Source organism: Corynebacterium tuberculostearicum (assembly GCF_022347235.1).
GTDB classification, from domain to species: domain Bacteria; phylum Actinomycetota; class Actinomycetes; order Mycobacteriales; family Mycobacteriaceae; genus Corynebacterium; species Corynebacterium tuberculostearicum_F.
Window position 1 is genome coordinate 12,265 of the sequence record NZ_JAKRDX010000008.1, and the last position, 21,289, is coordinate 33,553.

At 60.9% G+C, this 21,289-nt stretch carries 18 protein-coding genes and 2 tRNA genes; 10 read left to right on the plus strand and 10 right to left on the minus strand.

The features are described from left to right. Positions 1 to 26: 26 nt before the first annotated feature. The 3 genes from ulaA to MHK09_RS05820 all read right to left on the minus strand — a co-directional run bounded on the left by ulaA (position 27) and on the right by MHK09_RS05820 (position 3,602). Positions 27 to 1,601: a PTS ascorbate transporter subunit IIC gene (gene ulaA / locus MHK09_RS05810; RefSeq protein ID WP_250412968.1), complete on the minus strand. Its 1,575-nt coding sequence runs from the start codon at positions 1,599 to 1,601 to the stop codon at positions 27 to 29. A gap of 11 nt (positions 1,602 to 1,612) precedes the next feature. Further along, positions 1,613 to 2,428, minus strand: coding sequence for a PTS sugar transporter subunit IIAB (locus tag MHK09_RS05815; protein WP_250412969.1), 816 nt, complete (start codon positions 2,426 to 2,428; stop codon positions 1,613 to 1,615). A 166-nt stretch (positions 2,429 to 2,594) separates the two neighbouring features. Next, positions 2,595 to 3,602 (minus strand): DUF5067 domain-containing protein, encoded by a 1,008-nt coding sequence (locus MHK09_RS05820; RefSeq protein ID WP_200435391.1) that lies wholly within the window; start codon positions 3,600 to 3,602, stop codon positions 2,595 to 2,597. Positions 3,603 to 3,713: 111 nt separating this feature from the next. On the opposite strand from MHK09_RS05820, the gene MHK09_RS05825 reads away from it, so the two are divergent. Next, a tRNA-Ile gene (locus MHK09_RS05825) sits at positions 3,714 to 3,787 on the plus strand. Between the two features lie 108 nt (positions 3,788 to 3,895). Next, positions 3,896 to 4,951 (plus strand): trimeric intracellular cation channel family protein, encoded by a 1,056-nt coding sequence (locus tag MHK09_RS05830; protein WP_250412970.1) that lies wholly within the window; start codon positions 3,896 to 3,898, stop codon positions 4,949 to 4,951. Between the two features lie 66 nt (positions 4,952 to 5,017). Here MHK09_RS05830 and MHK09_RS05835 read toward each other — a convergent pair whose 3' ends face one another. Further along, the gene (locus MHK09_RS05835) at positions 5,018 to 5,554 is read right to left on the minus strand and encodes a hypothetical protein (RefSeq protein ID WP_250412971.1); all 537 of its coding nucleotides are present in this window, start codon (positions 5,552 to 5,554) and stop codon (positions 5,018 to 5,020) included. 144 nt (positions 5,555 to 5,698) lie between these two features. On the opposite strand from MHK09_RS05835, the gene MHK09_RS05840 reads away from it, so the two are divergent. Together MHK09_RS05840 and MHK09_RS05845 are read left to right on the plus strand one after the other, a co-directional pair. Continuing rightward, the gene (locus MHK09_RS05840) at positions 5,699 to 7,282 is read left to right on the plus strand and encodes a mechanosensitive ion channel domain-containing protein (protein ID WP_250412972.1); all 1,584 of its coding nucleotides are present in this window, start codon (positions 5,699 to 5,701) and stop codon (positions 7,280 to 7,282) included. A gap of 130 nt (positions 7,283 to 7,412) precedes the next feature. Further along, positions 7,413 to 8,501 carry an alkene reductase gene (locus MHK09_RS05845; RefSeq protein WP_250412973.1) on the plus strand — a complete coding sequence of 363 codons (1,089 nt, stop codon included), beginning with the start codon at positions 7,413 to 7,415 and terminating at the stop codon, positions 8,499 to 8,501. Between the two features lie 147 nt (positions 8,502 to 8,648). Here the strand turns inward: MHK09_RS05845 and MHK09_RS05850 are convergent, their stop codons facing one another. Beyond that, positions 8,649 to 10,319 carry an alkaline phosphatase D family protein gene (locus MHK09_RS05850; RefSeq protein ID WP_250412974.1) on the minus strand — a complete coding sequence of 557 codons (1,671 nt, stop codon included), beginning with the start codon at positions 10,317 to 10,319 and terminating at the stop codon, positions 8,649 to 8,651. Positions 10,320 to 10,668: 349 nt separating this feature from the next. Between MHK09_RS05850 and MHK09_RS05855 the strand changes: the two genes are divergently transcribed. Further along, positions 10,669 to 11,463 (plus strand): serine hydrolase domain-containing protein, encoded by a 795-nt coding sequence (locus tag MHK09_RS05855; protein WP_250412975.1) that lies wholly within the window; start codon positions 10,669 to 10,671, stop codon positions 11,461 to 11,463. 474 nt (positions 11,464 to 11,937) lie between these two features. Next, positions 11,938 to 12,348: a hypothetical protein gene (locus MHK09_RS05860; RefSeq protein WP_200435398.1), complete on the plus strand. Its 411-nt coding sequence runs from the start codon at positions 11,938 to 11,940 to the stop codon at positions 12,346 to 12,348. Between the two features lie 79 nt (positions 12,349 to 12,427). Here MHK09_RS05860 and MHK09_RS05865 read toward each other — a convergent pair whose 3' ends face one another. Continuing rightward, positions 12,428 to 13,213, minus strand: a complete 786-nt coding sequence (locus MHK09_RS05865) for an HAD-IIA family hydrolase (RefSeq protein WP_200435399.1) — start codon at positions 13,211 to 13,213, stop codon at positions 12,428 to 12,430. Further along, a complete protein-coding gene (locus MHK09_RS05870) occupies positions 13,210 to 13,503 on the minus strand; it encodes an acyl carrier protein (RefSeq protein WP_005324371.1) in 294 nt (97 codons plus the stop codon). Before MHK09_RS05870 ends, MHK09_RS05865 begins: the two co-directional genes overlap by 4 nt. Before the next feature lie 27 nt (positions 13,504 to 13,530). Here MHK09_RS05870 and MHK09_RS05875 point away from each other — a divergent pair, with 27 nt between their 5' ends. Continuing rightward, a complete protein-coding gene (locus MHK09_RS05875; RefSeq protein ID WP_250412976.1) occupies positions 13,531 to 14,529 on the plus strand; it encodes an alpha/beta fold hydrolase in 999 nt (332 codons plus the stop codon). A gap of 114 nt (positions 14,530 to 14,643) precedes the next feature. Here the strand turns inward: MHK09_RS05875 and aceE are convergent, their stop codons facing one another. Next, positions 14,644 to 17,391, minus strand: a complete 2,748-nt coding sequence (gene aceE / locus MHK09_RS05880; protein ID WP_250412977.1) for a pyruvate dehydrogenase (acetyl-transferring), homodimeric type — start codon at positions 17,389 to 17,391, stop codon at positions 14,644 to 14,646. A 337-nt stretch (positions 17,392 to 17,728) separates the two neighbouring features. Here aceE and MHK09_RS05885 point away from each other — a divergent pair, with 337 nt between their 5' ends. The 3 genes from MHK09_RS05885 to MHK09_RS05895 all read left to right on the plus strand — a co-directional run bounded on the left by MHK09_RS05885 (position 17,729) and on the right by MHK09_RS05895 (position 19,557). Next, positions 17,729 to 18,127, plus strand: a complete 399-nt coding sequence (locus MHK09_RS05885; RefSeq protein ID WP_005324380.1) for a DUF3052 domain-containing protein — start codon at positions 17,729 to 17,731, stop codon at positions 18,125 to 18,127. Between the two features lie 68 nt (positions 18,128 to 18,195). Beyond that, a tRNA-Val gene (locus MHK09_RS05890) sits at positions 18,196 to 18,268 on the plus strand. 323 nt (positions 18,269 to 18,591) lie between these two features. Then, on the plus strand, positions 18,592 to 19,557 hold the full coding sequence (locus MHK09_RS05895) for a DUF1963 domain-containing protein (protein WP_250412978.1): 966 nt from the start codon (positions 18,592 to 18,594) through the stop codon (positions 19,555 to 19,557). A 179-nt stretch (positions 19,558 to 19,736) separates the two neighbouring features. Here the strand turns inward: MHK09_RS05895 and MHK09_RS05900 are convergent, their stop codons facing one another. Both MHK09_RS05900 and MHK09_RS05905 read right to left on the minus strand, forming a co-directional pair. Then, on the minus strand, positions 19,737 to 20,744 hold the full coding sequence (locus tag MHK09_RS05900; protein WP_250412979.1) for an SURF1 family cytochrome oxidase biogenesis protein: 1,008 nt from the start codon (positions 20,742 to 20,744) through the stop codon (positions 19,737 to 19,739). A 10-nt stretch (positions 20,745 to 20,754) separates the two neighbouring features. After that, positions 20,755 to 21,246, minus strand: coding sequence for a low molecular weight protein-tyrosine-phosphatase (locus MHK09_RS05905; protein ID WP_250412980.1), 492 nt, complete (start codon positions 21,244 to 21,246; stop codon positions 20,755 to 20,757). Between the last annotated feature and the right edge of the window lie 43 nt (positions 21,247 to 21,289).

Here is a 21,289-nt window from a genome sequence, read left to right on the forward strand (position 1 = left end):
AGCGCCCTTTGGGGAGTGGTGCGGGGTTACTGCTCGATGCGGGCCGGTGGAACCGGCGCGCCCTCAGGCGGTAGCACCTTGGGATACTTCTTGGCGGTGCCAGAAGAAGTGGCGGCCGCGGTCGCGCCCGCGGAGGCGGTGTCGGCAGCGCTGGTGGGGGCAGGGCGGTGAGGGGAGGGGTCCCAGTGGGCGTCGACAAGCGTGCGCTGGCATACCCAACCCAAGGCCAAGATGGCCAGCGCGATAAGGGCAATGAAGAAAAGCCCCAGAGCGCCATCGGCGTGGATGGACCAGCCCAGCAGCAGGCCGAGCCAGCCAAAGTCGGCGTCGCCGAAAGTGGTATTCGCGGAGCCGAAGGAACCCAGGACACTGAGGAGGAATGCCGGCAGGAAGGTAATAATGAGGCCGTTGACAAAGGCGCCGAGTGCCGCGCCGCGGCGGCCACCGGTGGCATTGCCGTAAACGCCGGCCGCGCCACCGGTAAAGAAGTGCGGCACGAGGCCCGGCAGAATCAGGGCAACGCCAAAGGCCGGGTTGAGCCAGGTGGAAAGCACGGCTAGGCCCACCAGGCCGCCAACAAAGGAAGAAATGAATCCGATGAGGACTGCATTCTGGGCATAGGGGAAGACGATGGGCGCATCCAGCGCGGGAATCGCGCCGGGCACGACCTTGGCCGCGATGCCCTGGAATGCGGGCACGAGCTCGCCCAAAATGGTGCGCACGCCAAAGAGGATAACGGCCACGGCCACGCCGAACTGGAGGCCTTGGGTGACGGACTGCATCAAGAAATTGCCCACATTGGTGGCGCCATCAGGGAAGGCGGTGAAGGCTTCCTCCGAACCGGCGCGGGCGATGAATAGCACGGCGAGCACCACGTACATCAACGCCATGGAGAGCGCGGTTGCCACCATAGAATCGCGCAGGAAACGCAGGCCTTCCGGAAGCTTCAGGTCTTCAGTAGAGGGCGACATCTTCTTTCCTTTGCCGCCCACCAGCTTGCCGACGCCGCCCGCAGCCAAGTACCCCACAGTGCCGAAATGTCCGATGGCAACGGAGTCATCGCCGGTAATCCGGCGGGTAAACGGGTGTGCGATAGCCGGCAGCGAGACCATGAGGATGCCGAGTAGAGCCGCGCCAAAGGCAATGACGACCCAAGACGAGTACCCGGCGGGGGCGAGCACCATGGTGAGAAGCGTGGCCATGAAAAGGACGTGGTGGCCGGTGAGGAACACGTAACTCATGGGTGTGAAGCGGGCGAGGAGCAGGGAGACCACAAAGCCGAGGATCATTATCCAGGCGACCTGGCTGCCGAACTGGTCTTGGGCAATGCCGACGATGGCCTCATTCGTTGGGACCACGCCTTGCGCGCCGGTAGCGCCCGTAATCATGGCGCCGAGCGGTTCCAGCGAATCGGTAACGAGACCGGCGCCGGCACCAATGAGCAAGAAGCCGAGCGTGGCCTTGATGGCGCCGCCAATGGTTTTGCCGGTGCCGCGTCCCATCGCGGCCAAGCCGACCGAGGTGATGATACCGATGAGGAATGCCGGGACGGAGAGGATCTCATTGACGAGGAAGTTTGCTATAGCAAGAAGAAAATCCATGAGGATGCTCCTTAGATGTCATAGAGCTCGCGCAGAGCCCCATCGATTTCAGACATAGAGGTGAAGTCTTGAATGACGTAGACGGGAACGCCGACGTCGCCAAGCGTTGCTGCGATTTCGCCGGAGGTGAGCAGGAAATCTGCCTCGCTCGCACGACCCTTGGCGGAGATGGTGTCCGTGGCTTCTACATTCAGGTACGGTCCCCAGCCCCATTCATCGAGGACCTGCTCTAGCGTGTTCTTAAGGAACAACGACGTTCCTAGGCCGTTGCCGCACACCGTGAGGATCTTTCCCTTGGACGCGACAGAATCTGCGGCCGTGTGCTTTGTTTCCTGGGACGCGGGCGCCGCTTTCGGCTCGGCTGCTGGCTGCTTCTTGCTCGAGGCCGACGAGGCGAGAATTGCGCGCAGTTCCTCTTCGGATTCCGCCCGATTGAGCTCGTCACGCTTGGTGGCAAGCAGCTTTGCCAGCTGCTTCATCGCTTGCAGGTGTTCGGAATCGCTGCGTGCGGCAAACGCTACGACCAGGTCGACGGGATCGTTAGAGTCATGGCCGAATTCCACTGGCCTATCCAGCCGCACCCACGACAGGGAGGTTTCCTTCACCGCCTCCGACGGCCGCGCGTGCGCGAATGCGAAGCCCGGGGCAACCACTATGTAGGGGCCCGTTTCTTCCACAGAATGCACCATCGCGTCCGTGTAGTCTGCGGTGATCGTGCCTGCTTCTTCCAGCAGCGAGCCCGCCAACCGGATGGCCTGCCTCCAGTTATCCGCGGCGCCGTGGAGCTCCACCGCGCCGGGCACCAAAAAAGAATCTAGTGTCGCCATATGTATCTCCCATCACAGAAATAGTGACATCGGGGTGAATGTCACTGATGATTCTATGCCGTGGAGAAACCGGAGGTAAAAGCAGGGGTAACGTTTGCATAGACTTAATCCCGAACCGCCTCGAGTTGAGTGGGATTAAGCCTGAGTAACCGCGTCCACCGCGGATCTAGACGGAATGAGTGTCTTTTTCTTTTTTCTTCGGCAGCTCTGGGCTGGAGCCTTCGTCCTTCGGTGCCGGATCCATCGGTGTGGATTCCTCCAGCTTGTACGTTTGTGAGCCAACCTCGGTCTCGCCGAAATTATCCTTGGCTACAAGCTCCACCGGTGTGGTGAGGTCATCGAGTTCGAAGGCGGATGAGCCTTTGACGGTTCCGCCCTTTTTGATGCTGTCCGTCATGTTTTCTAGATCCGTACTTTCGCTGAACCCAGGCTCAAGCTCGTTTATAGAGTTCTCGTTATTGTCCTGAATAGCAGTGAAGAAAATCGAGAAATCAGAGGGTTTTAGGTCCTTATCGGTCTTATTGGTCATCTCGAAGTCAAAAAGGACTATGGGCTTATCGCCAAACCTGTTGCCTGTAGAGCCCGGGTCGATGACGTGGTGTCCGGTGATCGTGACCGTGGCGGTGGGTAGTTCTAGGACGTTGTCTTTGAAAGAACGGGTGGAATCGGTGTTTTGGAGCTCACTCGTGATCTTGGGCTCGTCGTCAACCTTCTTCAACGCGGCGTCTAGGGGGTAGCCGTCCGTATCGATGGTGAATTTGAGCTGGTCATCTTCGATCTTAACGTCCAAGGTATCGGGCATCATGAGGTCAGATGCAGGGTCAATGCCACCGGCGTCTTTCTTGGATGTCACCGTCTCGCCCTTGGCAGCCTTGGCAGCATCAAAAGTGCCAACCCACAGAGGCTCCTCGCTGCTAGGGCCGAAATCCCACTCCACGGTGATTACATCTTCGGTCACGCTGGCAGTGAAAGTGGATTTGTGTTCACCTTCGCCTTGCTCTTGCTCCCAGGTGCCAATAACCTCCTTGGCTTCTTTGCTGGAGCTGGCATTGGAGTCTTGGCTACTTGAGGAGTTCTCGTCGGAGCCGTTTGAAGGGGCGTCGTTCGAATCGGCGGAGCAGGCGGAGAGGGTTAGGGCAGCGGCGATAAGGATAGATGCTGTGATGTGGCGCATAATTTACTTATACCGGATGGGGCTGCACTGCGCTGGGCAAATTGGTCTTTAGCCCCGCATTGGCTACTCTTTTGGGAGCGGATCTTCGCCCAAGTGGTGTGTGATCCGCGTGGGGCTATAGCTCAGTCGGTTAGAGCTACGGACTCATAATCCGTTGGTCCCGGGTTCGAGCCCCGGTGGCCCCACGGTGAGAGGGAGGCGTCGGCAAGCAATGCCGGCGTCTTTTCTCGTGCCTGGCTGCGCATATGGGTGTGTTAATTGCGCGGTGGCGGGCGGTGAAGTCTAATAACCATATGGTTGAAGTGGATCCGCTCATTGAATCTCTCTACCGCTGGTCCGATATCAGCGGCGTGCTGCTGATGGGAATCATCGGCGGCACCATGGCGCGCAAGCGCGGCTATGACATCATCGGCTTTTTCTTCATCGCGATGTTTTCTTCCCTGGGCGGCGGCATGGTGCGCGACGTGCTCATCAACCGCGGCACCGTGGCGGCCATGAGCCAGCCGGAGTACCTTTATCTGGCCTTTGCCGGTGCGCTCATTGCCCGCTTTGTCTACTTCAAGGGCAAGACCTGGGATTATCTGCAAGCGCATGGCGACGCCGTCGTATCCGGCCTCTGGGCCGCTACCGGCGCCGTGAAGGCCATTACTTATGGTCTGCCGCTTATCCCGTGCATCATGATGGGCGTGTTCACCGCCACGGGCGGGTCCATGATTCGTGACATCGTCATGGGGCGCGAGCCTAGCGTCTTTGGCGATAACCAGCCGACGGTCATCCCGGCCGTGGCCTGCGCAATCATCGTCTTGGTGGGCCACCACTATGACATGATGGCCGTGGGCATGATTATCGGGCCGTTGGTTTCCATCTTCTTGGCGCTGCTGGGCATTTGGGCCGGCTGGCGCGTGCCGGCGTATCAGGAATGGGCGCCGATTAATCACACCGCCGCCCAGGTCAAAGTGTTGGCTAAGAAAGCCGAAAATAAAAGCCGTGCAGTGGGGCGTCGCCTGGAGCCGCACCGCGTGCGGTCCTGGCGCCACCGCCAGATGGAGGCCGCTTTGCAGCGCCGCATTGAAAAGGAGGTTCGCTCCGGTAAGCGGCGCAAGGAAGCGGCCGCGGAGGCCAGTGAGTTTATGGAGTCCTTCGAATCCGATGTGAATCAGCTCAGCGTAGTGGTGCCAGAAAACGAGGACACGGACTTCGGCGTGGACTTTAGCGGTGACTCCTACGAGGCGGAAGAGCAGGCCTCCCACGAGGAATCCCAGCGTCTGTTGGATACCATCTTGGAAGATGACAAGCTTACTGATGAACTCATTGACCGCCTGATGAAGCGCTACAACTCCCGCGACTAGGGCTGTGGGCTCGGCACGGTGGTTTAGCGCGGTGGCCTCGCTCGTGGAAGACTCGCGGGGGACGGCTTAGCGCCCAACCGCGCCGCAGACCTGTGGGTCCGTGATGTAGCCCTGCTCGCAGCCCCACTGTGCTTGCGACTCGCCCGAGGTCTTATTCCGGTTGCCATTGGCATCGTTGCCATAGCCGCACAGGTAGGCTGGGCAATCCTTGCTCGGGCCGCCGCTATTGGCCTGGCCCTGCTGCGGAGCTTGTTGCTGCGGCGCCGGCTGGACCGGTGGCTGATTATTGGATTCCTTGCACAGCCCGGCAAACTCCACCCAGGTGCCGTCCGCGCACTGATACCCCGCGGTGTTGGTCTGCTGCTGATTATTCGTTGCCGGCTCCGGGGTCTGCGTGCGTGGCTCGCGCTCCTGTGGAGTTGTGGTCGTGGTTTCTTCCGTGGTTGATTCCTCGGTGCTGGTTTCGGTAGTGCTGGTCTCAGAGGCGGTCTCTGTCACGGTCTCCTTCACCGTGGAAATGGTGGTGGCGGTGTCATCGCTGCCGCCACAGCCGGTGGTAAAGAGAGCAAGGGAAAAGAAGGGGATAAGGAATGATTTCTTCATGCCCCACAGGGTAGCCAAGCCGGGCGAGGCTCGCAGGAGTTTGCGCAGGGCATAGGGGGGTGCGTGCCGGAAGGGGTGAGCCTTGCACGGTTGCTGGCAGCCAACTGGCACCCAGTTTTCAGGCACTCGCCCTAATCTAGAGGCATGAATCTGAAGTATTACTTCTACGAGCTGTGGAGCCTCTTTGTTGACCATGGCTTACCGCTTATCGCGCTATTGCTGATAGGCATTTTGATCCCGCGCATCGGCAGGCTGGCCATCCGCATTATGGAGCGCCGCCTCGATGAAGAGGAAGAAGCCACCAAGGCGCGCCTGGCGCTGACCGGAGCGCTGGTCTACATCGTGCAGGCAGCAGCGTACTTCCTCATCATCTGGGCCGCGCTGACCAATCTCGGTGTGCCCGCGGTAGGTGCGGCGGTGCCGGCGACGATAGTCTCGGCCGCCGTGGGCTTTGGCGCCCAGTCCATCATTGCGGATTTTCTCTCCGGTTTCTTCATCCTTTCGGAAAAGCAATTTGGCGTGGGCGACTATGTCAGCTTCGATGGCGTGACTGACGTGGAAGGCACCGTGGTGATGCTGACCCTGCGCACTACCAAGGTGCGCACACCCACCGGCGAGCTGGTCACCGTGCCCAATAGCTCGGCCGGCGCGGTCACCAACTACTCCCAGGAGTGGTCGCGCGCCGTGGTTAACTTTGACGTGCCGGTGCAAGAAGGCGAGACCCTCCCAGAAATCACGCGCCGGGTGCGCACGATTTCCGAGCAGGCCATCCAGGAACCGTCCATCGCCGTGGACGTCAATGGCGAGATCGAGGTTCTACCGGCCACCCAGTTGGTTGCCCCGCAGGCCGCCGGACAGTCTTGGCACGTGACCTACCGCGTGTTGGTTACCGTAAACCCCGCCCGCCAGTGGGCGGTGGAGCGCGCCATTCGCTCCGCGCTACTTTCCGAGTTCTGGGATCACTACAACGTGACTGACTTGGACGAAATCCAGCGCCCGCTTCTTCCGGTGGGCGATAATGCCGCGGCCCAAGAGTCCGTCAAGGATGCCTCCGCAGCAGGGGAGGGCTCGCGCCCCGATTCCCAGCCGGAAAACCAGTCGCCCAAGAAAGATGGCCCGGATAGCGATGGCCCCGGAAAGCCCGCGCTGCCGGATGAGGAGGACCAGGAGCCCGAGCCCACCCAGGGCATCTGGCGCGCGCTGGAGACTAATACCAAGTTCCAGAAGATTGCCACCATTGGCGGCCGGGTCCGCGCCTCTACCACGGGCCTCATTCTGGCTCTGCTTGTCGTCGGCGCCTTGGCCCTGGCCTCGAGCAATCCTGAAAACGCCGACGCCGGCTGGCTTTCGCCCGAGCATTGGCGCGATAGCGGCGCGGAGGCCTCTTCCTCGCAGCTTTCCGACGCCCCCTCCACCAACCCCACTCCCGAAACCACCGAGACCGGCACGCAGTCCGAGCCGACGGAAGACAGCGCTGCTCCCACAGAGACCGCCAACCCGCAAGGCTCTAATGGCGTTGGCGGGACCGATTCGCCTGCCGGCGGCCGGGGCCATGAAACTGGCGCTACTGGCAATGCCTCGCCCGCGCCGAGCGCCGCCAACGGCGGAACCGATTCCGGCAACGAGGCCGGCACTGCGCCCACTGCCGGAAGCGACGCTGGTGACGGCACCCAAACGTCCGGAACCGCCGGCAGCACCGGCCAAGAGATCCCGGCAGAGCCGCGCTAGTAAGGCTTCTACAGTGAGCCGGTCCGTCCAGCGCTCATTATTGTGCGAGGTAAAGCTGGCATACACGCTGGTGTCATTATCCTTTTGACAGTGGTGAAATAGTGCAGCCCGGCTGCGCGTTGCACTGGGCATGATTTCACTTTTCGAACCACTGGAACTTGGCCGATTCAAGCTAGATAACCGCGTCACCATGGCGGCGCTGACCCGCCAGCGTGCAGGCGAAAGCGGTATTCCTACCGAACTGCACCAGAAGTACTACTCGCAGCGCGCCACGGCTGGTCTGGTGGTTACGGAGGGAACCTTCCCGGCGTGGACCAACCGCGCATTCCCGGGCCAGGCGGGCATTGCGACCGACGAGCAGGCAGAAGGCTGGCGCGCCGTCGCAGACCGCGTGCACGAGGAGGGCGGCACCCTGTTCATGCAGATCATGCACGGCGGCCGCACCAGCCACCCAGACCTGATTGACGGTGCGAACCCGAAGGCGCCGAGCGCCTTTGACTGGGGCGGAACCGTGCGTGGCTTCGCTGGCAAGATGGATGCGCCGGTGCCGCGCGAGCTGAAGAAGGAAGAGCTGCCGCGCATCGTGGACGAATTCCGCCAGGGCGCGCGCCGGGCTATTGATGCTGGTGTCGACGGCGTGGAGATCCACGGCGCCAACGGCTACCTGCTGCATGAGTTTATGGCGCCGTCTGCCAATAAGCGCGAAGATGAATTTGGCGGCAGCCCGGAAAATCGCTGGCGCCTGCCAGAGATGGTCATCCGCGCAGTGGTAGAGGAGATTGGTGCCGACCGCGTGGGCGTGCGTTTCTCCCCGGCACACAACGTGCAGGGCGTCATCGAAGACGACCAGGAAGACATGCTGGCCACCTACGGCGGGCTTCTCGACGCCCTGGCACCGCTGAACTTGGCCTATGTATCCCTGCTGCACGGCGAACCGGACAGCGAGCTCATCGCCACGCTGGCACAGAAGGCACGCGCAAATGGCGTGACCAAGGTGCTCATGAATGATGGCTTCCCCACGATTACCTCCAAGGAGGATGCCCAGCGCGAAATCGAGCTGGATTACGTGGATGCCGCAGTAGTGGGCCGCCAGCTCATCGCCAACCCGGATCTGGTGCGCCGCTGGCGCGAAGGCCTCGAGCTTAACGAGCCGGACCAGGATACGTTCTACCTGGGCGGCGAGCGCGGCTACATCGACTATGAGTATGCCGCGGACTAGGGAAGAATCCGCGGCACCAAAGGGGGCCCGAAAGGCGGGCGAGTGATAGGTAGTGAAATTCCCCAGAGAGGGTCTTTCACTATCTCTATCGAAGGTGTACTACTCGTTCGTTAACACCGAGTACCTGTCATGTGACAGAACTTACAACTATTTGCTGTAGCCCTCACCCGGGCGCCAGGTCATGGTCACGGCCTCGCGCACCGGGGACTTGGCAGTGAGCAGGTTATCTACGCGCAACCAGTGCATTTCCGCCGAATCCGGGCGCACGGTGACGAAGCTGTAGCCGTGGTGGTCCAGATCCACGTGGCGGGTGTGCGGGTTGGCGCCCATCAAGTAGCGCTCAGCCAGCTTGGACAGCTCATTGCCCTCCGGCAGCTTCAGCTGCTCGTTCACGTTGGGTGCAGATACGGAGGCGCAGACCATCTCGGCGCCGAAGATGCGGCCATCCTTGCTGATATTGTGCGCCCACTCGGAGTGGATATCGCCGGTGACAAAGAGGGTGTGGGAGTCGTGCTTTGAGAGGGCGTCGATAAGCAAGCGGCGCTCTGCCGAGTAACCATCCCACTGGTCGCCGTTGACCGGAATGCCGGTGATATTGGAGGACAGCGAGGAAGAGACCGGCTTGGTCTTGTCATCTTGTTGCAGGGTAGCCAGGTTCATAGGGGAGAACATGACGGAATTGCCCAGCATATTCCACTTGGCAGAAGAGGTCTCAATCTTATTGAGTAGCCAGTTGTACTGCTCGGAGCCAAGCATCGTGCGGCCTTCAGCGGCCATCTTGCGCGGGCCAAAGCGCACCTGCTCATCGCGGTAGGTGCGCAGGTCCATCATGGTCAGCTCCACCAGATCGCCGAAGGTCAGGCTGCGGTAGAGGTGGCCCTGCTCGGATGGGTTGGTCGCGCGCACCGGCATCCATTCGAAGTAGGCCTGCATCGCGGCCTTGCGGCGGTCCAGGAAGGCTCCTTCCTCGCCTTCGGTGTGGTTCTCGGCGCCCTCGCGCCAGTTATCGTTGGCTACCTCGTGGTCATCCCACACCACAACCCACGGCAGCGCGGCGTGTGCGGCCTGCAGGTTCTCATCGGTGCGGTAGCGGCCGAGGCGGATGCGGTAATCCTCCAGCGAGATAATCTCGTGCGCCGGGTGGTGCAGGCGCACCGGGCCATAGCCGGCGTATTCGCGCTGCGGATACTCGTAGATATAGTCGCCCAAGAAAATCATGTAATCCAGCTGGTCCGCGCGGCCGCGCTGGGCAATATCGCCATAGGCATTGAAGAAGCCGGACTCCCAGTTGGCGCAGCTAGCCACGCCAAAGGTGAGCTCCTCCGGGGAGGCGCTCAGCGCCGGGGCGGTCTTGGTGCGGCCGACGGGCGAGTACTTTTCCTGCGCCTTGAAGCGGAAGAAGTACACGGTCTCCGGCTCCAGGCCGTGCGGATCCACGTGTACGGTGTGATCCTGGCTGGCGTCGGTGGTCACTTCGCCCCGCTTAACGACGTCCCCGAACCCCTCATCCTTGGCAATTTCCCACTCCACCCGGGTGGCCTCGCCCAGTCCGGATCCCGGCATGGCATCGGCATCCGGGGTCACGCGGGTCCACAAGATGACCGAGTCCGGAATCGGGTCACCCGAGGCCACACCGTGGAGGAAGGGCCGCTCGCCCAGCTTCGGCTCCACCATGTGCTGCTCCACGCGCGGCGAGAGGCTGCTTTGGGCGTTGGCGGCTGCACCGGACAGAGCGATGGCGGCACCGGCGGTACCGGTGGATTGCAGGAAACGGCGGCGGTTAACTGCGTTGCCCGTGTTCTTAGAATTATTAGACATGGTTGAAAGTTTTCTCATGTCTATTGGGTGTGCAACCGTTTCCTGCCCGATTCCATAAAATGTTCTTGTTGTTTTAACCGGTGGTTTACTTGGGTGGCCTCCTGTGGGCCTGACGCGTCTGGCGGTTGGGCGGTTTCGAGGGGCTTTCGCCGGCTTCTGTGGCTTAGGTCCATTCTGATCGGGCTGATTTGAGGACTTTAGGGCTGAATTGAGGGGGCCATTCGCTCAGATCGGCCCGATCACCTTGGACCTAAGGTGTGCGGGCCCAGTAGGCCAAAGGGGTGACCGGCTCAAAGGCGCGCCCACAGCGGTCCAGTCCTTCCGAATGAGGCTCAGTAGGCTGGTGAGTATGAGTGAATTTAGCCAAATTAGCCAGTGGCCCGCGGATACGGTGGCCGGAGCCTTGCTGCACCGCGGCGAGGTGCAAGAAACGGTGGGGGATACCGCCCGCGAGTTTCCGGTGGCATCGGTAACCAAGCTGGTCGCGGCCTACGGCGTGATGCTGGCCGTGGAAGAAGGCGCCGTAGAGCTTGAGCAGCCCGCCGGCCCGGAGGGCTCCACGCTCGAGCACCTCCTTGCGCACGCCTCTGGCATTTCCTTTGATTCCCGGGAGCCACAGAAGCCGGTGGGCGAGCGCCGCATCTATTCCTCGGCCGGTTATGAGTGGGCCGCGGATACCGTGGCTGAAGCTACGGGCATGGACTTTGCCGAGTACCTGCGCGAAGGCATCTTGGCCCCGCTGGGCATGAATTCCACCCGGCTCGAAGGCTCGGCCGGCCACGGTTTGGTCTCCACAGTGGAGGACCTCGCGGCCTTTGCCGCGGAAGTCCAGAATCCACAAATCCTGCACCCCTCCACCGTGACCGATATGCGCCGCGTACACTTCGGCGGCCTGCGCGGCATCGTTCCGGGCTACGGTAGTTTCAAAGACTGCACATGGGGCCTAGGCTTTGAAATCCACGGCGATAAGGATCACTGGATGGGCGCCCTGCCTGCCGACGCCGTCGGCCACTTCGGCATGTCCGGCACCTACCTCTGGGTCGCCGGCGACTATGCCATGGTCGCGCTCACAAACCGCGACTTTGGCGAATGGTGCAAGCCCCTCTGGCACGATACGAATACCGCCATCTGGAACTCTTTGTAATCTGTCCGCTGTGGCGGAGCGAGCGCCTTCCACTGGGGGAGTCGTGTGGTGGAAGGCTCCCCCGCGGGGCGGGGAGAAGTCGGGGAATTTTGTTCGAAATGGGGCCATCCTGCGCGGGAAACCGGGGCGAGCATACGGGCGGCGGTTGCGTGTGGGCCTAGTTGGGCATTCCCGCGTGTGAGCAGGGCTTCTGTTGCCCGCCGTCAAGGAGGGCAAGAATTTTCTCAGCAAACTCCAAATTTCACATTTGTAACACTGGTTTCACCTGCAACTTTAGTCCCAGTCTGTACCTAGGGTTGAGGTTTAGCGAATGGGGGTTGAAGTGAAAGTTGAGGGTTGTAGGGAGGGGTGTGACGCAGGAAAATTGTGAGCAGACGCATCGGACAGTTCGTTGGGGAAGACGAAGCTCGTCTTGCATCGCGCCGGGCCGGCAGGCCTCGTGCGGTGGTGATCTATGTCGAGGGAGAATCGGCTATGAATACGTGCGTTAACCCTGCGCCGGTTGAACAGCCGGCCTCCACCTCCACGTGGCCCTCCGTCAACGGCGGCGCCACCGTGGTCACCGGTGTGCTCAAGATTTCCGGGATGCCGCGCAAGCTGCGCTCGGAGATTGAACACGCCATGGATCGGTGCATCCGTACCGAGTCGGAATTTATCATTCCGGGCGATGATCCACTGACCGCTCAGTGGTGTACTCGTTGGTTCCGGGATGGGCTTTCCGTAGCGGCGCTTGCCCAAGGCGGCAGCGCCTGCGCCAACGCGGGCAGCGGTATCGGCTGCCACCAGGTGCTTACCGGCACCCGCGAGGAGCTGGACGCGCTTGATTGCGTCGTGCGCTACCTCGCGCAGCGCCACGGCTTTAGTGCTGCCGTGCGCCTGCCGTAGAAGGCACGACAGGGGTTGGACCAGCTGCTGCTGGCCAACCCCTTTGCTTCTGCCGCCGGGTGGTGCGCTCGGCTATGGACTATTCCGCCTCTGCGAAAGGATCCAGGATCTTGTCTGGCAGCTCCGCCACGGATTTCAGCACGGCCGATGGGCGGTACGGGTAGCGAGAAATCTCGTGGTCATCGGAAATGCCGGAGCGCACCAGCACCGTGCGCATACCGGCTTCAAGGCCCGCCTTCACGTCTGTATCCATGCGGTCACCAATCATAACCGTGTGTTCCGAGTGGGCGCCGATAGTATTCAGCGCAGAACGCATCATGACCGGATTTGGCTTGCCCACGTAATAAGGCTCGCGGTTGGTGGCGGCGGTAATGAGCGCAGCTACGGCGCCGGTAGCTGGAAGTACGCCCGTGGGGGCGGGGCCGGTGACATCCGGGTTGGTGGCAATAAAACGCGCACCATCGCGGATGAGGTTAATGGCGGTGGTAATCGCCTCAAAGGAGTAAGTGCGGGTCTCGCCAAGTACAACGAAGTCCGGGTCATCGTTGGTGAGGATCCAGCCCGCCTCGTGCATGGCGGTGGTCAGGCCGGATTCGCCCACTACGTAGGCCTTGCTGGAGCTTACCTGGCTGGAAAGGAAGTTCGCGGTAGCGGTAGCGGAGGTCCAGATGCGCTCTGCAGGGATATCCAGACCAGTATTGCGCAGGCGGGCTGACAGGTCCCGCGGGGTAGACATGGAGTTATTGGTCAGCACCATGTACTCGATGTCATTGTCTTTGAGTGCCTGGATAAATTTATCGGCGCCAGGGATCATCTCACCTTCTTTGATGAGCACGCCATCCATGTCTGATAGATAAGAAATCATTGGTGATCCTCCACATACTCGGCGATATCGCCGATGGTTTCGCTGTTGAGCATCGTCTCCTCAGAAAAACGCACCTGGAAGGCCTCTTCCGCGCGCACGGTGAGCTCCACCAGATCGAGCGACTCCACCCCGATATCCTTCAGGCGGGTCTCGCGGCCCAGGTCCTCCTCGGTCCCGGTGACCTTGCGGATAAGTGCGATGAGCTGGCCGAGAGTATCTCGCTCCGGCTCCTTGTCCGGCGCACTCGCATTGAACTTTGCCTGCAATTGGGCACTGAGGTCGTTTGCCATGCCCACCAGTCTAGTATTGATCCCGTTATGGCATTGAGAAAACGTTCTTCCGTTGTGGCGCGTAGTTGGCTCAAGCGCCTGCGCCCCTCGCACCGCGCCGAGCTAGAAAAGCTCTATGGTGGATTGCATGATCCCTCCACCGAGCCGGGGCTTACCCACATCAGCGCGTCCGGCACCGTGGACCACGATGGCTTAGACATCGCCTGGTACGAAGTTGGCCAAGAGGATGCCCCGGTGACGGTGGTCTTCATCCACGGCTATTGCCTGTCTTCAGAGGCCTATTATGACCAGGCCAATTACCTGCGCGGCCGCAACGCGCGCGCACTGTTGGTGGACCTGCGTGGGCATGGGCAATCCTCCACGGTCGACCCAGAAGAGTGCACCGTTGACGCGGCTGCCGACGACGTCCTTGCCGTCATCCGCGAGCGCGCTCCCCGCGGCAACTTAGTCATCGTAGGCCATTCCCTGGGCGGCATGGTTGCCTTAAACCTCATCCGCCGTGCGCCGGCCGAGGTGTATGAGCGCATCAAGGGCGCGTTGCTGATTTCTACCTCTATGCGCCGCTTTGCGGCCAAGGGCGTGGCCCAGATTTTGCAGTCCAAGTCCCTGCACGCGCTCTACCGCCTGTGCCTGCGCCTGCCTGGCCGCGTCGATAGTGCCCGCTTTGAAGTTGCCCGCTTTATTGCCCCACTTTTTGCCGTGACCCTAGCCGGCTTTCCCCAGATGGAGAAGCTGCAGTTCCACGTTGCCATGCTTCTCGATACCCCCTTGGCCTCCTACTCCGGCTTCTTCGATGACCTTTTGGATCACGCCGAGTATGGTGCCGCAGAACGGCTGGCAAAACTCCACGGTGAGGTAGTGGTGGGCACCGCCGATATCGTGACCCCGCGTTCGCAATCCGAAGTGCTTTGTGAGAATTGGCCCGCCGCGAGCCTGCAGACGGTAGAAGGCTCCGGACACATGGTGATTCTCGAAGACCCTGAGGCTATCTCCGCGGCGCTCGGACGCGTCCTCGACGCGATATAGGCAGGCTGCTCGAGCGAGCCACTCTCGAGGCACACAAAAGGCGCCGCGGCGGGAAGCCGGCGGCGCCTTACTTGTAACGCATTGGTGCGGTTCTAGCTCGCACCAATGCGGGGATTAGTCCTCGATGTGGGTGGTAGCGGTCGGATCATCCAGCTTGAGATCCTTGGCTGCCTTCTCCACAACGGAGCGCTCAATCTTGCCCTCGCGAGCCAAGCCATCGAGCACTGCGACGACGATGGACTCGGCGTCGATGTTGAAGTAGCGGCGTGCGCCCTCGCGAGTATCGGAGAAGCCGAAGCCATCCGCACCCAAGGTGATGTAGGTACCCGGGACGTACGGGCGGATCTGCTCCTGCAGCTCGGTGGTGAAGTCAGAGACACCAACGAACGGACCCTCGTAGCCCTTGAGCTGGGAGGTAGCAAATGCCTCGGTCGGCTCCTCGCCCTTGCGCAGGGCCTCCTTGTTGCGGCGGGCACCGTCGCGGGCCAGCTCGTTCCAGGAGGTGACGGAGAAGATGGAGGCCTTGACATCGAAGTCGTCGGCAAGCAGCTGCTGTGCACGCAGCGCCTCGTGCACGCCCACGCCGGAAGCCAAGATATTGGCAGCAATGGAGCCGCCCTCAGCGGTGTTGAAGTGGTAGATGCCCTTGTGCAGGCCCTCCACGTCCAAGTCCTCCGGCTCGGCCGGCTGGTGTACCGGCTCGTTGTAGACGGTGAGGTAGTACATGACGGCCTCGTTGTCCTCGCCGTACATGCGCTCAATACCGCGGGAGACCAGGTGCGCAACCTCGTAGCCGAAGGCCGGGTCATAAGAAACCACGGCCGGGTTGGTAGCGGCCAGGACAGGGGAGTGGCCGTCCATGTGCTGCAGGCCCTCACCGGTCAGGGTGGTGCGGCCGGCGGTAGCGCCGATAATGAAGCCGCGGCCCATCTGGTCACCTGCCGCCCAGAAGGCATCGCCGGTGCGCTGGAAGCCGAACATCGAGTAGAAGATGTACAGCGGAATCATGGCCTCGCCCTGGGTGGCGTAAGACGTTGCTGCCGCGGTGAAGGAGGCGGCGGCGCCGGCCTCAGAAATGCCCTCGTGCATGATCTGGCCGTCGGTGGCCTCGCGGTAGGAAAGCATCAAGTCATGGTCCACCGGCACGTAGTTCTGGCCGCGTGGGTTCCAGATCTTCATGGTGGGGAACCAGGAGTCCATGCCGAAGGTGCGGGCCTCGTCCGGGATGATCGGCACAACGCGCTTGCCCAGCTCCTTGTTGCGCATGATCTCCTTGAAGGTGCGCACCAGGGCCATGGTGGTGGCTACTTCCTGCTTGCCGGAACCCTTACGCACGGAGCGCAGCTTATCCAGTGCAGGTGCCTCGAGCGGGGTGAAGTCCTCACGGCGCTCCGGCAGGAAGCCGCCGAGCTCTTTACGACGCTCCAGCATGTACTTGATCTCCGGGGAATCCTTGCCCGGGTGGTAGTACGGCGGCAGGTACGGATCCTTCTCCAGCTCCGCATCGGAGAACGGAATCTCCTGCTTATCGCGGAAGCGCTTCAGGTCATCCAGGGTCAGCTTCTTCATCTGGTGGGTAGCGTTGCGGCCCTCGAAGTTGTGGCCCAGGCCGTAGCCCTTAATGGTGTGCGCCAGGATGACGGTTGGCTTGCCGGTGCCCTTGTTCTCCAGTGCGCGGGCGTAGGCGGCGTAGACCTTGCGGTAATCGTGGCCGCCGCGGCGCAGTGCCCAAATCTCATCATCGGACATGTCTTCTACCAGCTTGGCCGTGCGCTCATCGCGGCCGAAGAAGTGCTCGCGCACATAGGCGCCATCGTTCGCCTTGAAGGTCTGGTAGTCACCATCGGAGGTGGTGTTCATGACGTTGACCAGGGCACCCTCGGTGTCCTTTTCCAGCAGCTTATCCCAGCCGCGGCCCCAAATAACCTTGATGACCTCCCAGCCGGCGCCGCGGAAGAAGGACTCCAGCTCCTGGATAATCTGGGTATTGCCGCGAACCGGGCCGTCAAGGCGCTGTAGGTTGCAGTTGACCACGAAGGTGAGGTTGTCCAGCTCGTAGAGGGATGCGATCTGCAGCAGACCGCGGGATTCTGGCTCGTCCATCTCGCCATCGCCCAAGAAAGCCCAGACGTGCTGGTTGGAGGTGTCCTTGATGCCGCGGGTCTCCAGGTACTTATTAAAGCGTGCCTGGTAGATAGCGTTAATCGGGCCCAAGCCCATGGACACGGTGGGGAATTCCCAGAACCATGGCATCAGGCGCGGGTGCGGGTAGGACGGCAGGCCCTCTCCCTCACCGCGGGAGACCTCTTGGCGGAAGCTATCCAGATCCTTTTCGGTCAGGCGGCCTTCCATGTATGCGCGCGCATACATGCCTGGGGAAGCGTGGCCCTGGAAGAAGACCTGGTCGCCGCCCGAAGGATCGTCCTTGCCCTTGAAGAAGTGGTTCAGGCCGACCTCATACAGCGGGGCAGCGCCTGCGTAGGTGGAGATGTGGCCGCCCACACCAATGCCCGGGCGCTGTGCGCGGTGCACCATGATGGCTGCGTTCCAGCGGATCCAGCGGCGGTAGCGCTTTTCCAGCTCCTCATCACCTGGGAACTCCGGCTCCATGGTGGTGGGGATGGTGTTGACGAAGTCCGTAGACGTCAACGATGGCATCTCAACGCGCTTCGCAGTGGCGCGCTCGAGCAGGCGCAGCATCAGGTAGCGGGCGCGCTCCGGATCGGAGTGGTCCAGCAGACCATCGAGGGAGTCCATCCACTCGCGGGTCTCTTCTGGATCATTATCGTGAAGATACGATGCAACGCCGTCGCGGATGAGGGGGAAGTTGGAGTCGCCCTGGTGGGCGTCCTTCTCGGCCATTTAAACCTCCTATTTAAGGGTCTGCACAGTTTGCTTACTAGGATACGCGCTCACAGATCCACAGTCGTTGTGAAGTCCGACTTAAGGGGACGTGCGGTACGTTACATCGCCATAACCAGTATCTTTGTAAATTTCGGTGGGGTAAAAGAGGGTAGTTTGCTAACTCTGTGGAGCCAGCTGCGCTGGCGGCAGGGCCTGCAAAATGGGGGAATTGCGGCCCTTAGGCGGGTAAAAGGGGCCGGTGGGCGTTAAAATACTTCTATTAAGCCGCGATTTACCCGCAGGATGCGGGCGATACGCGGACCAGACATTCACTAAATTAGGAAGGAAATGCATAGTGGCTGACGCTGCAGTCAAGCTCGGAATCAAGGAAGGGCAGATCGCCCTGGAGCTTGGTTGGGACGAGGATTGCGATACCGCAATCTCTGAATCGATCGAGGCCGTGCTCGGCGACGACTTCTTGGAAGAAGAAAATGACGAGCTGTGCGATGTAGTCCTTCTTTGGTGGCGCGAAGAAGATGGCGACCTTGTGGATGGACTGGTGGATGCGAGCCGCCCGCTGGCCGATAACGGCGCAGTCTGGCTGCTTACTCCGGGCGCCGGCAAGCCGGGAACCGTAGAGCCTGGGCTCATCTCTGAGTCCGCTCAGCTGGCAGGCCTGGTGCAGACCAAGGCGGAGCGCCTAGGCGAGTGGCAAGGCTCGTGCTTGGTGCAGCGCGGCTACACCAAGAAGTAGGGCTTTACCTGCCGATTTGTGTTGCTTTAGCAACCTGCGCTACTGTTTCTAACAGCGCAAGAGCGCATGCGGCTTTAGCTCAGCTGGAAGAGCAATTGGTTTACACCCAATAGGTCGGGGGTTCGATCCCCTCAGGCCGCACAAGGCAGACCGCCTCTCGGATTCAGTTCCGGGAGGCGGTCTTTTTCGCATAGGGGCGTTCACAATGCAGCGTAGCCAAATGGGGGATCGCAAGAGCAGTTTTCCGTAATGGTGGGGCAGACGATGACTGGGGCAAGATACTGACCGAGGCTCGTTAATCATCAGTAGGGCTGGTTTCTCTGATGTACATGTATGGCCTAGGGAGAGGCCAAGGGACAAGTGTTGGCAGCTCGGCTCTTTCGAGCCACATTATGAGCGCAGTTTTACTGGTCAGACTAAACAACCTGTGAATGTTTGAGGGCAATTTGCCTATAGTCGTGGCCATGAAGGCAAAAGTGGAATCTCACGAGCGGAAATATATTTTTGATACCGTTCCGACGCGCCCGACCGTATTCTTAGATGAAAGTACTCGTCCCGATTCGCCCACTACCTCGAAACTGTGCGGAACACCGTATCTCCCGGAACATTCGCCGTATCCCAGTTTTGACGGTGACCCTTTGCTGTTTATCGCCCAGTTCAATTTCGCTGAGCTCCCTCCGCTGCCAGGGTTTCCTACGGCAGGACTACTACAACTTTTCCTGCCGGACGATGGTGATTGGGGAGTGCATTTCGTGAAGCAGGTTGTCGAGGAAGGAAGCCAAAGCCCAACCCCATTTGCTCGTTACATTGCTGATCTGACCGCGCCCCATATAGGCGACGTTCCGGAAGAAGTTATTGACGAGGGAGACCACCCAGCTGAGAATCCTTCAGTGGCCACTGTCCTTGATGGCACTCTGGGGAAAGTAAGCGTCACACCTACAGCTCACGAATATTCCCGCACCTCCTTCTGGGATGACGATCTTCGCACGATACTTCGCCGCGGGGAAGATTTCGTAGAGGTACACACATATTCATGGTGGCTCATCATCCGGCGAGTTGTTCGTGGAAAAACTTCAATTAAGCAGATTAATCTCTCCGGGCCAACAATGGGTGGCCAAAAGGAACTATTCGAGGCGGAAGTAGCTCGGATAGAAGCCGAAGGATTTAGCGTCGACCCTCAGACCGAGGATTACGTGGAACCTGCGGTCTTTAAAGATGCCGTGAAAAAGTCGCGTCTAGGCGGTTTTGCAACGCTGTGGAACCCCAGCCGCATCCCGACTGACGATGAGCACATTGTGCTAGCCACGGTAGAAGAGGGTGACGGTTCTTTCGTGTGGGGAGATTGCGGAGTCGGCAACTTCTATATCCATCCTGATGACCTCGCCGCACGTGATTTTAGTCGAGTCATCTTCGAATGGGACTGCGGTTAATACGACGGCAAGAAGGCTGAGATACTAACTAGTTTGTACTTTTCATAGCTGCTGTCCTGGGCCAACTTGTGGCCAAGTTATGCCCCGAGGGGAGGGGCATAACGCATTAACGTGGCTATTCCTTGGGGCCTAGGCGGATGTTCAGGCAACGCGGGCTAGGCGGCCTAGGCAGAGAGTAGCTAGTAGCGCTCGCGGCGGCGCTTGTTCAGCTTGGCGTAGTGATCCGGCTTGGAGTCGCCGTAGCGCGAGCGATTGCGGCGACTAGCGGCGTGCGAGGAGGACGCGGCGGCAACGGCCGTGGCGGTATCGGTGGCGTCGTCAGTGGCGGCGTGGGCGTCGTGCCGGGAGGTCGCGGTGGACGGGGCTTCCACGGGTGCGGAGCCTGCAGCGGAGGCGTCCTCGGGCTCGGATGGGGTAGAGGCATCGGCGTCGAGGGCGGCGAGGGCCTCTTCCTCCTCGCGCAAGCGGCGACGCTCACGGATTTCGGACCATACGAAGTAGCCCAAGCCCAGCGGGGCCATGATGCCGAAGGCAATCCATTGGTAGCCGTAGGAGAGGTGGTTGCCGCGGTCGAGCTGCGGGATAGGCATGGCGTTGAGCACGCCGGGCTGGTCGGCGGAGAGTTGGATGTAGTCGTGGGCCAAGGGGGCGTCGATAAGCGAGGCAATCTGCTCCGTATGGATGGAGTAGACCTGCTGGTAGCCCTCCTGCTTAATGGGTGCGGACGGGTGCTCGGCCTCATCGGCGCGAATCATGCCGGTAAGCGTGGTCTCGCCCGAGGGAGCATCAGGGATATCCGGCACGGCGTTGGCCTCGCCGGCCTTGACCCAGCCGCGGTTAACCAGGATGGTCAGGCCGGAATCGGTGCGGAAGGGAACCAGGGATTGGTAGGACGGGCCGGAATCGACCGGGCGCAGGCGCAGCAGCACCTCATCCTGTGGCAGATACTTGCCGTGCAGGGTGGCGCGGGACCACTCATCGTCCTTGATGGCGCCGTTGCCATCCACGAGGTCTTCCACCGGCTGGGGGTCGGCCTCATAGGCGTGGGTGATGAGCTCGTTGCGTTCCACAATGTCATCGTCCTTGCCCAGCTGCCACGGGGCAAGGACGGTAAAAGCGAGGTAGGAAAAAGCCACGACGAACAGCAGCAGTAGAACCCAACCTGGCTTAAGGAACGTCTTTAGCATGGGGCCTAGTTTAGTCGTGGTTAGCCCGAATCCAATCCAGCAGGCCAGGCACGGCGGCCTCGATATTCTTGCGCGTGGTCTCGAAATCCGCTGTGGAACCGTAATAGGGGTCTGCCACGTCCGCGTCCTCCGGGGAGTCGCGGTCGAAGCTGCGCATCAAGCGAATCTTGGCTGGGTCGATGCCGTGCTCAATGAGAGCCTCGCGGTGGCCCTTGTCCATGGCAATGAAGAGATCAGCGTCCATGTGCTCGGCGCCCAGCTTGGCCGCGCGGTGGGAACCGCCATCGTGGCCGCCGCGGCGCAGCTCGGCAATCGCGCGCTCGTCCGCGCCCTGGCCCACATGCCAGCCGCCCAGACCGCAGGAATCTACGGTGGCGACGAGGTCTAGCATGTCCTTTTCCATTTCATCGCGCACGATGATTTCTGCCATGGGGGAGCGGCAGATATTGCCGGTGCAGACAAAGACGAGGTAAAGGCCGGAGCGGGTATCGGATTCGGTCATGCGGAAAACCCCTTCGCGCGAATAGTACTGTGGTGCGGAAGAT

Excerpts from the sequence above, each read along its gene's own strand:
- MHK09_RS05855 (WP_250412975.1), top strand. The coding sequence starts at position 10,669 with ATGAGTGAATTTAGCCAAATTAGCCAGTGGCCCGCGGATACGGTGGCC.
- ulaA (WP_250412968.1), bottom strand. The coding sequence starts at position 1,601 with ATGGATTTTCTTCTTGCTATAGCAAACTTCCTCGTCAATGAGATCCTC.
- MHK09_RS05840 (WP_250412972.1), top strand. The coding sequence starts at position 5,699 with ATGAATCTGAAGTATTACTTCTACGAGCTGTGGAGCCTCTTTGTTGAC.
- MHK09_RS05875 (WP_250412976.1), top strand. The coding sequence starts at position 13,531 with ATGGCATTGAGAAAACGTTCTTCCGTTGTGGCGCGTAGTTGGCTCAAG.
- MHK09_RS05830 (WP_250412970.1), top strand. The coding sequence starts at position 3,896 with ATGGTTGAAGTGGATCCGCTCATTGAATCTCTCTACCGCTGGTCCGAT.
- MHK09_RS05870 (WP_005324371.1), bottom strand. The coding sequence starts at position 13,503 with ATGGCAAACGACCTCAGTGCCCAATTGCAGGCAAAGTTCAATGCGAGT.
- MHK09_RS05815 (WP_250412969.1), bottom strand. The coding sequence starts at position 2,428 with ATGGCGACACTAGATTCTTTTTTGGTGCCCGGCGCGGTGGAGCTCCAC.
- MHK09_RS05835 (WP_250412971.1), bottom strand. The coding sequence starts at position 5,554 with ATGAAGAAATCATTCCTTATCCCCTTCTTTTCCCTTGCTCTCTTTACC.
- MHK09_RS05860 (WP_200435398.1), top strand. The coding sequence starts at position 11,938 with ATGAATACGTGCGTTAACCCTGCGCCGGTTGAACAGCCGGCCTCCACC.
- MHK09_RS05865 (WP_200435399.1), bottom strand. The coding sequence starts at position 13,213 with ATGATTTCTTATCTATCAGACATGGATGGCGTGCTCATCAAAGAAGGT.
- MHK09_RS05845 (WP_250412973.1), top strand. The coding sequence starts at position 7,413 with ATGATTTCACTTTTCGAACCACTGGAACTTGGCCGATTCAAGCTAGAT.
- aceE (WP_250412977.1), bottom strand. The coding sequence starts at position 17,391 with ATGGCCGAGAAGGACGCCCACCAGGGCGACTCCAACTTCCCCCTCATC.
- MHK09_RS05820 (WP_200435391.1), bottom strand. The coding sequence starts at position 3,602 with ATGCGCCACATCACAGCATCTATCCTTATCGCCGCTGCCCTAACCCTC.
- MHK09_RS05900 (WP_250412979.1), bottom strand. The coding sequence starts at position 20,744 with ATGCTAAAGACGTTCCTTAAGCCAGGTTGGGTTCTACTGCTGCTGTTC.
- MHK09_RS05905 (WP_250412980.1), bottom strand. The coding sequence starts at position 21,246 with ATGACCGAATCCGATACCCGCTCCGGCCTTTACCTCGTCTTTGTCTGC.
- MHK09_RS05850 (WP_250412974.1), bottom strand. The coding sequence starts at position 10,319 with ATGTCTAATAATTCTAAGAACACGGGCAACGCAGTTAACCGCCGCCGT.
- MHK09_RS05895 (WP_250412978.1), top strand. The coding sequence starts at position 18,592 with ATGAAGGCAAAAGTGGAATCTCACGAGCGGAAATATATTTTTGATACC.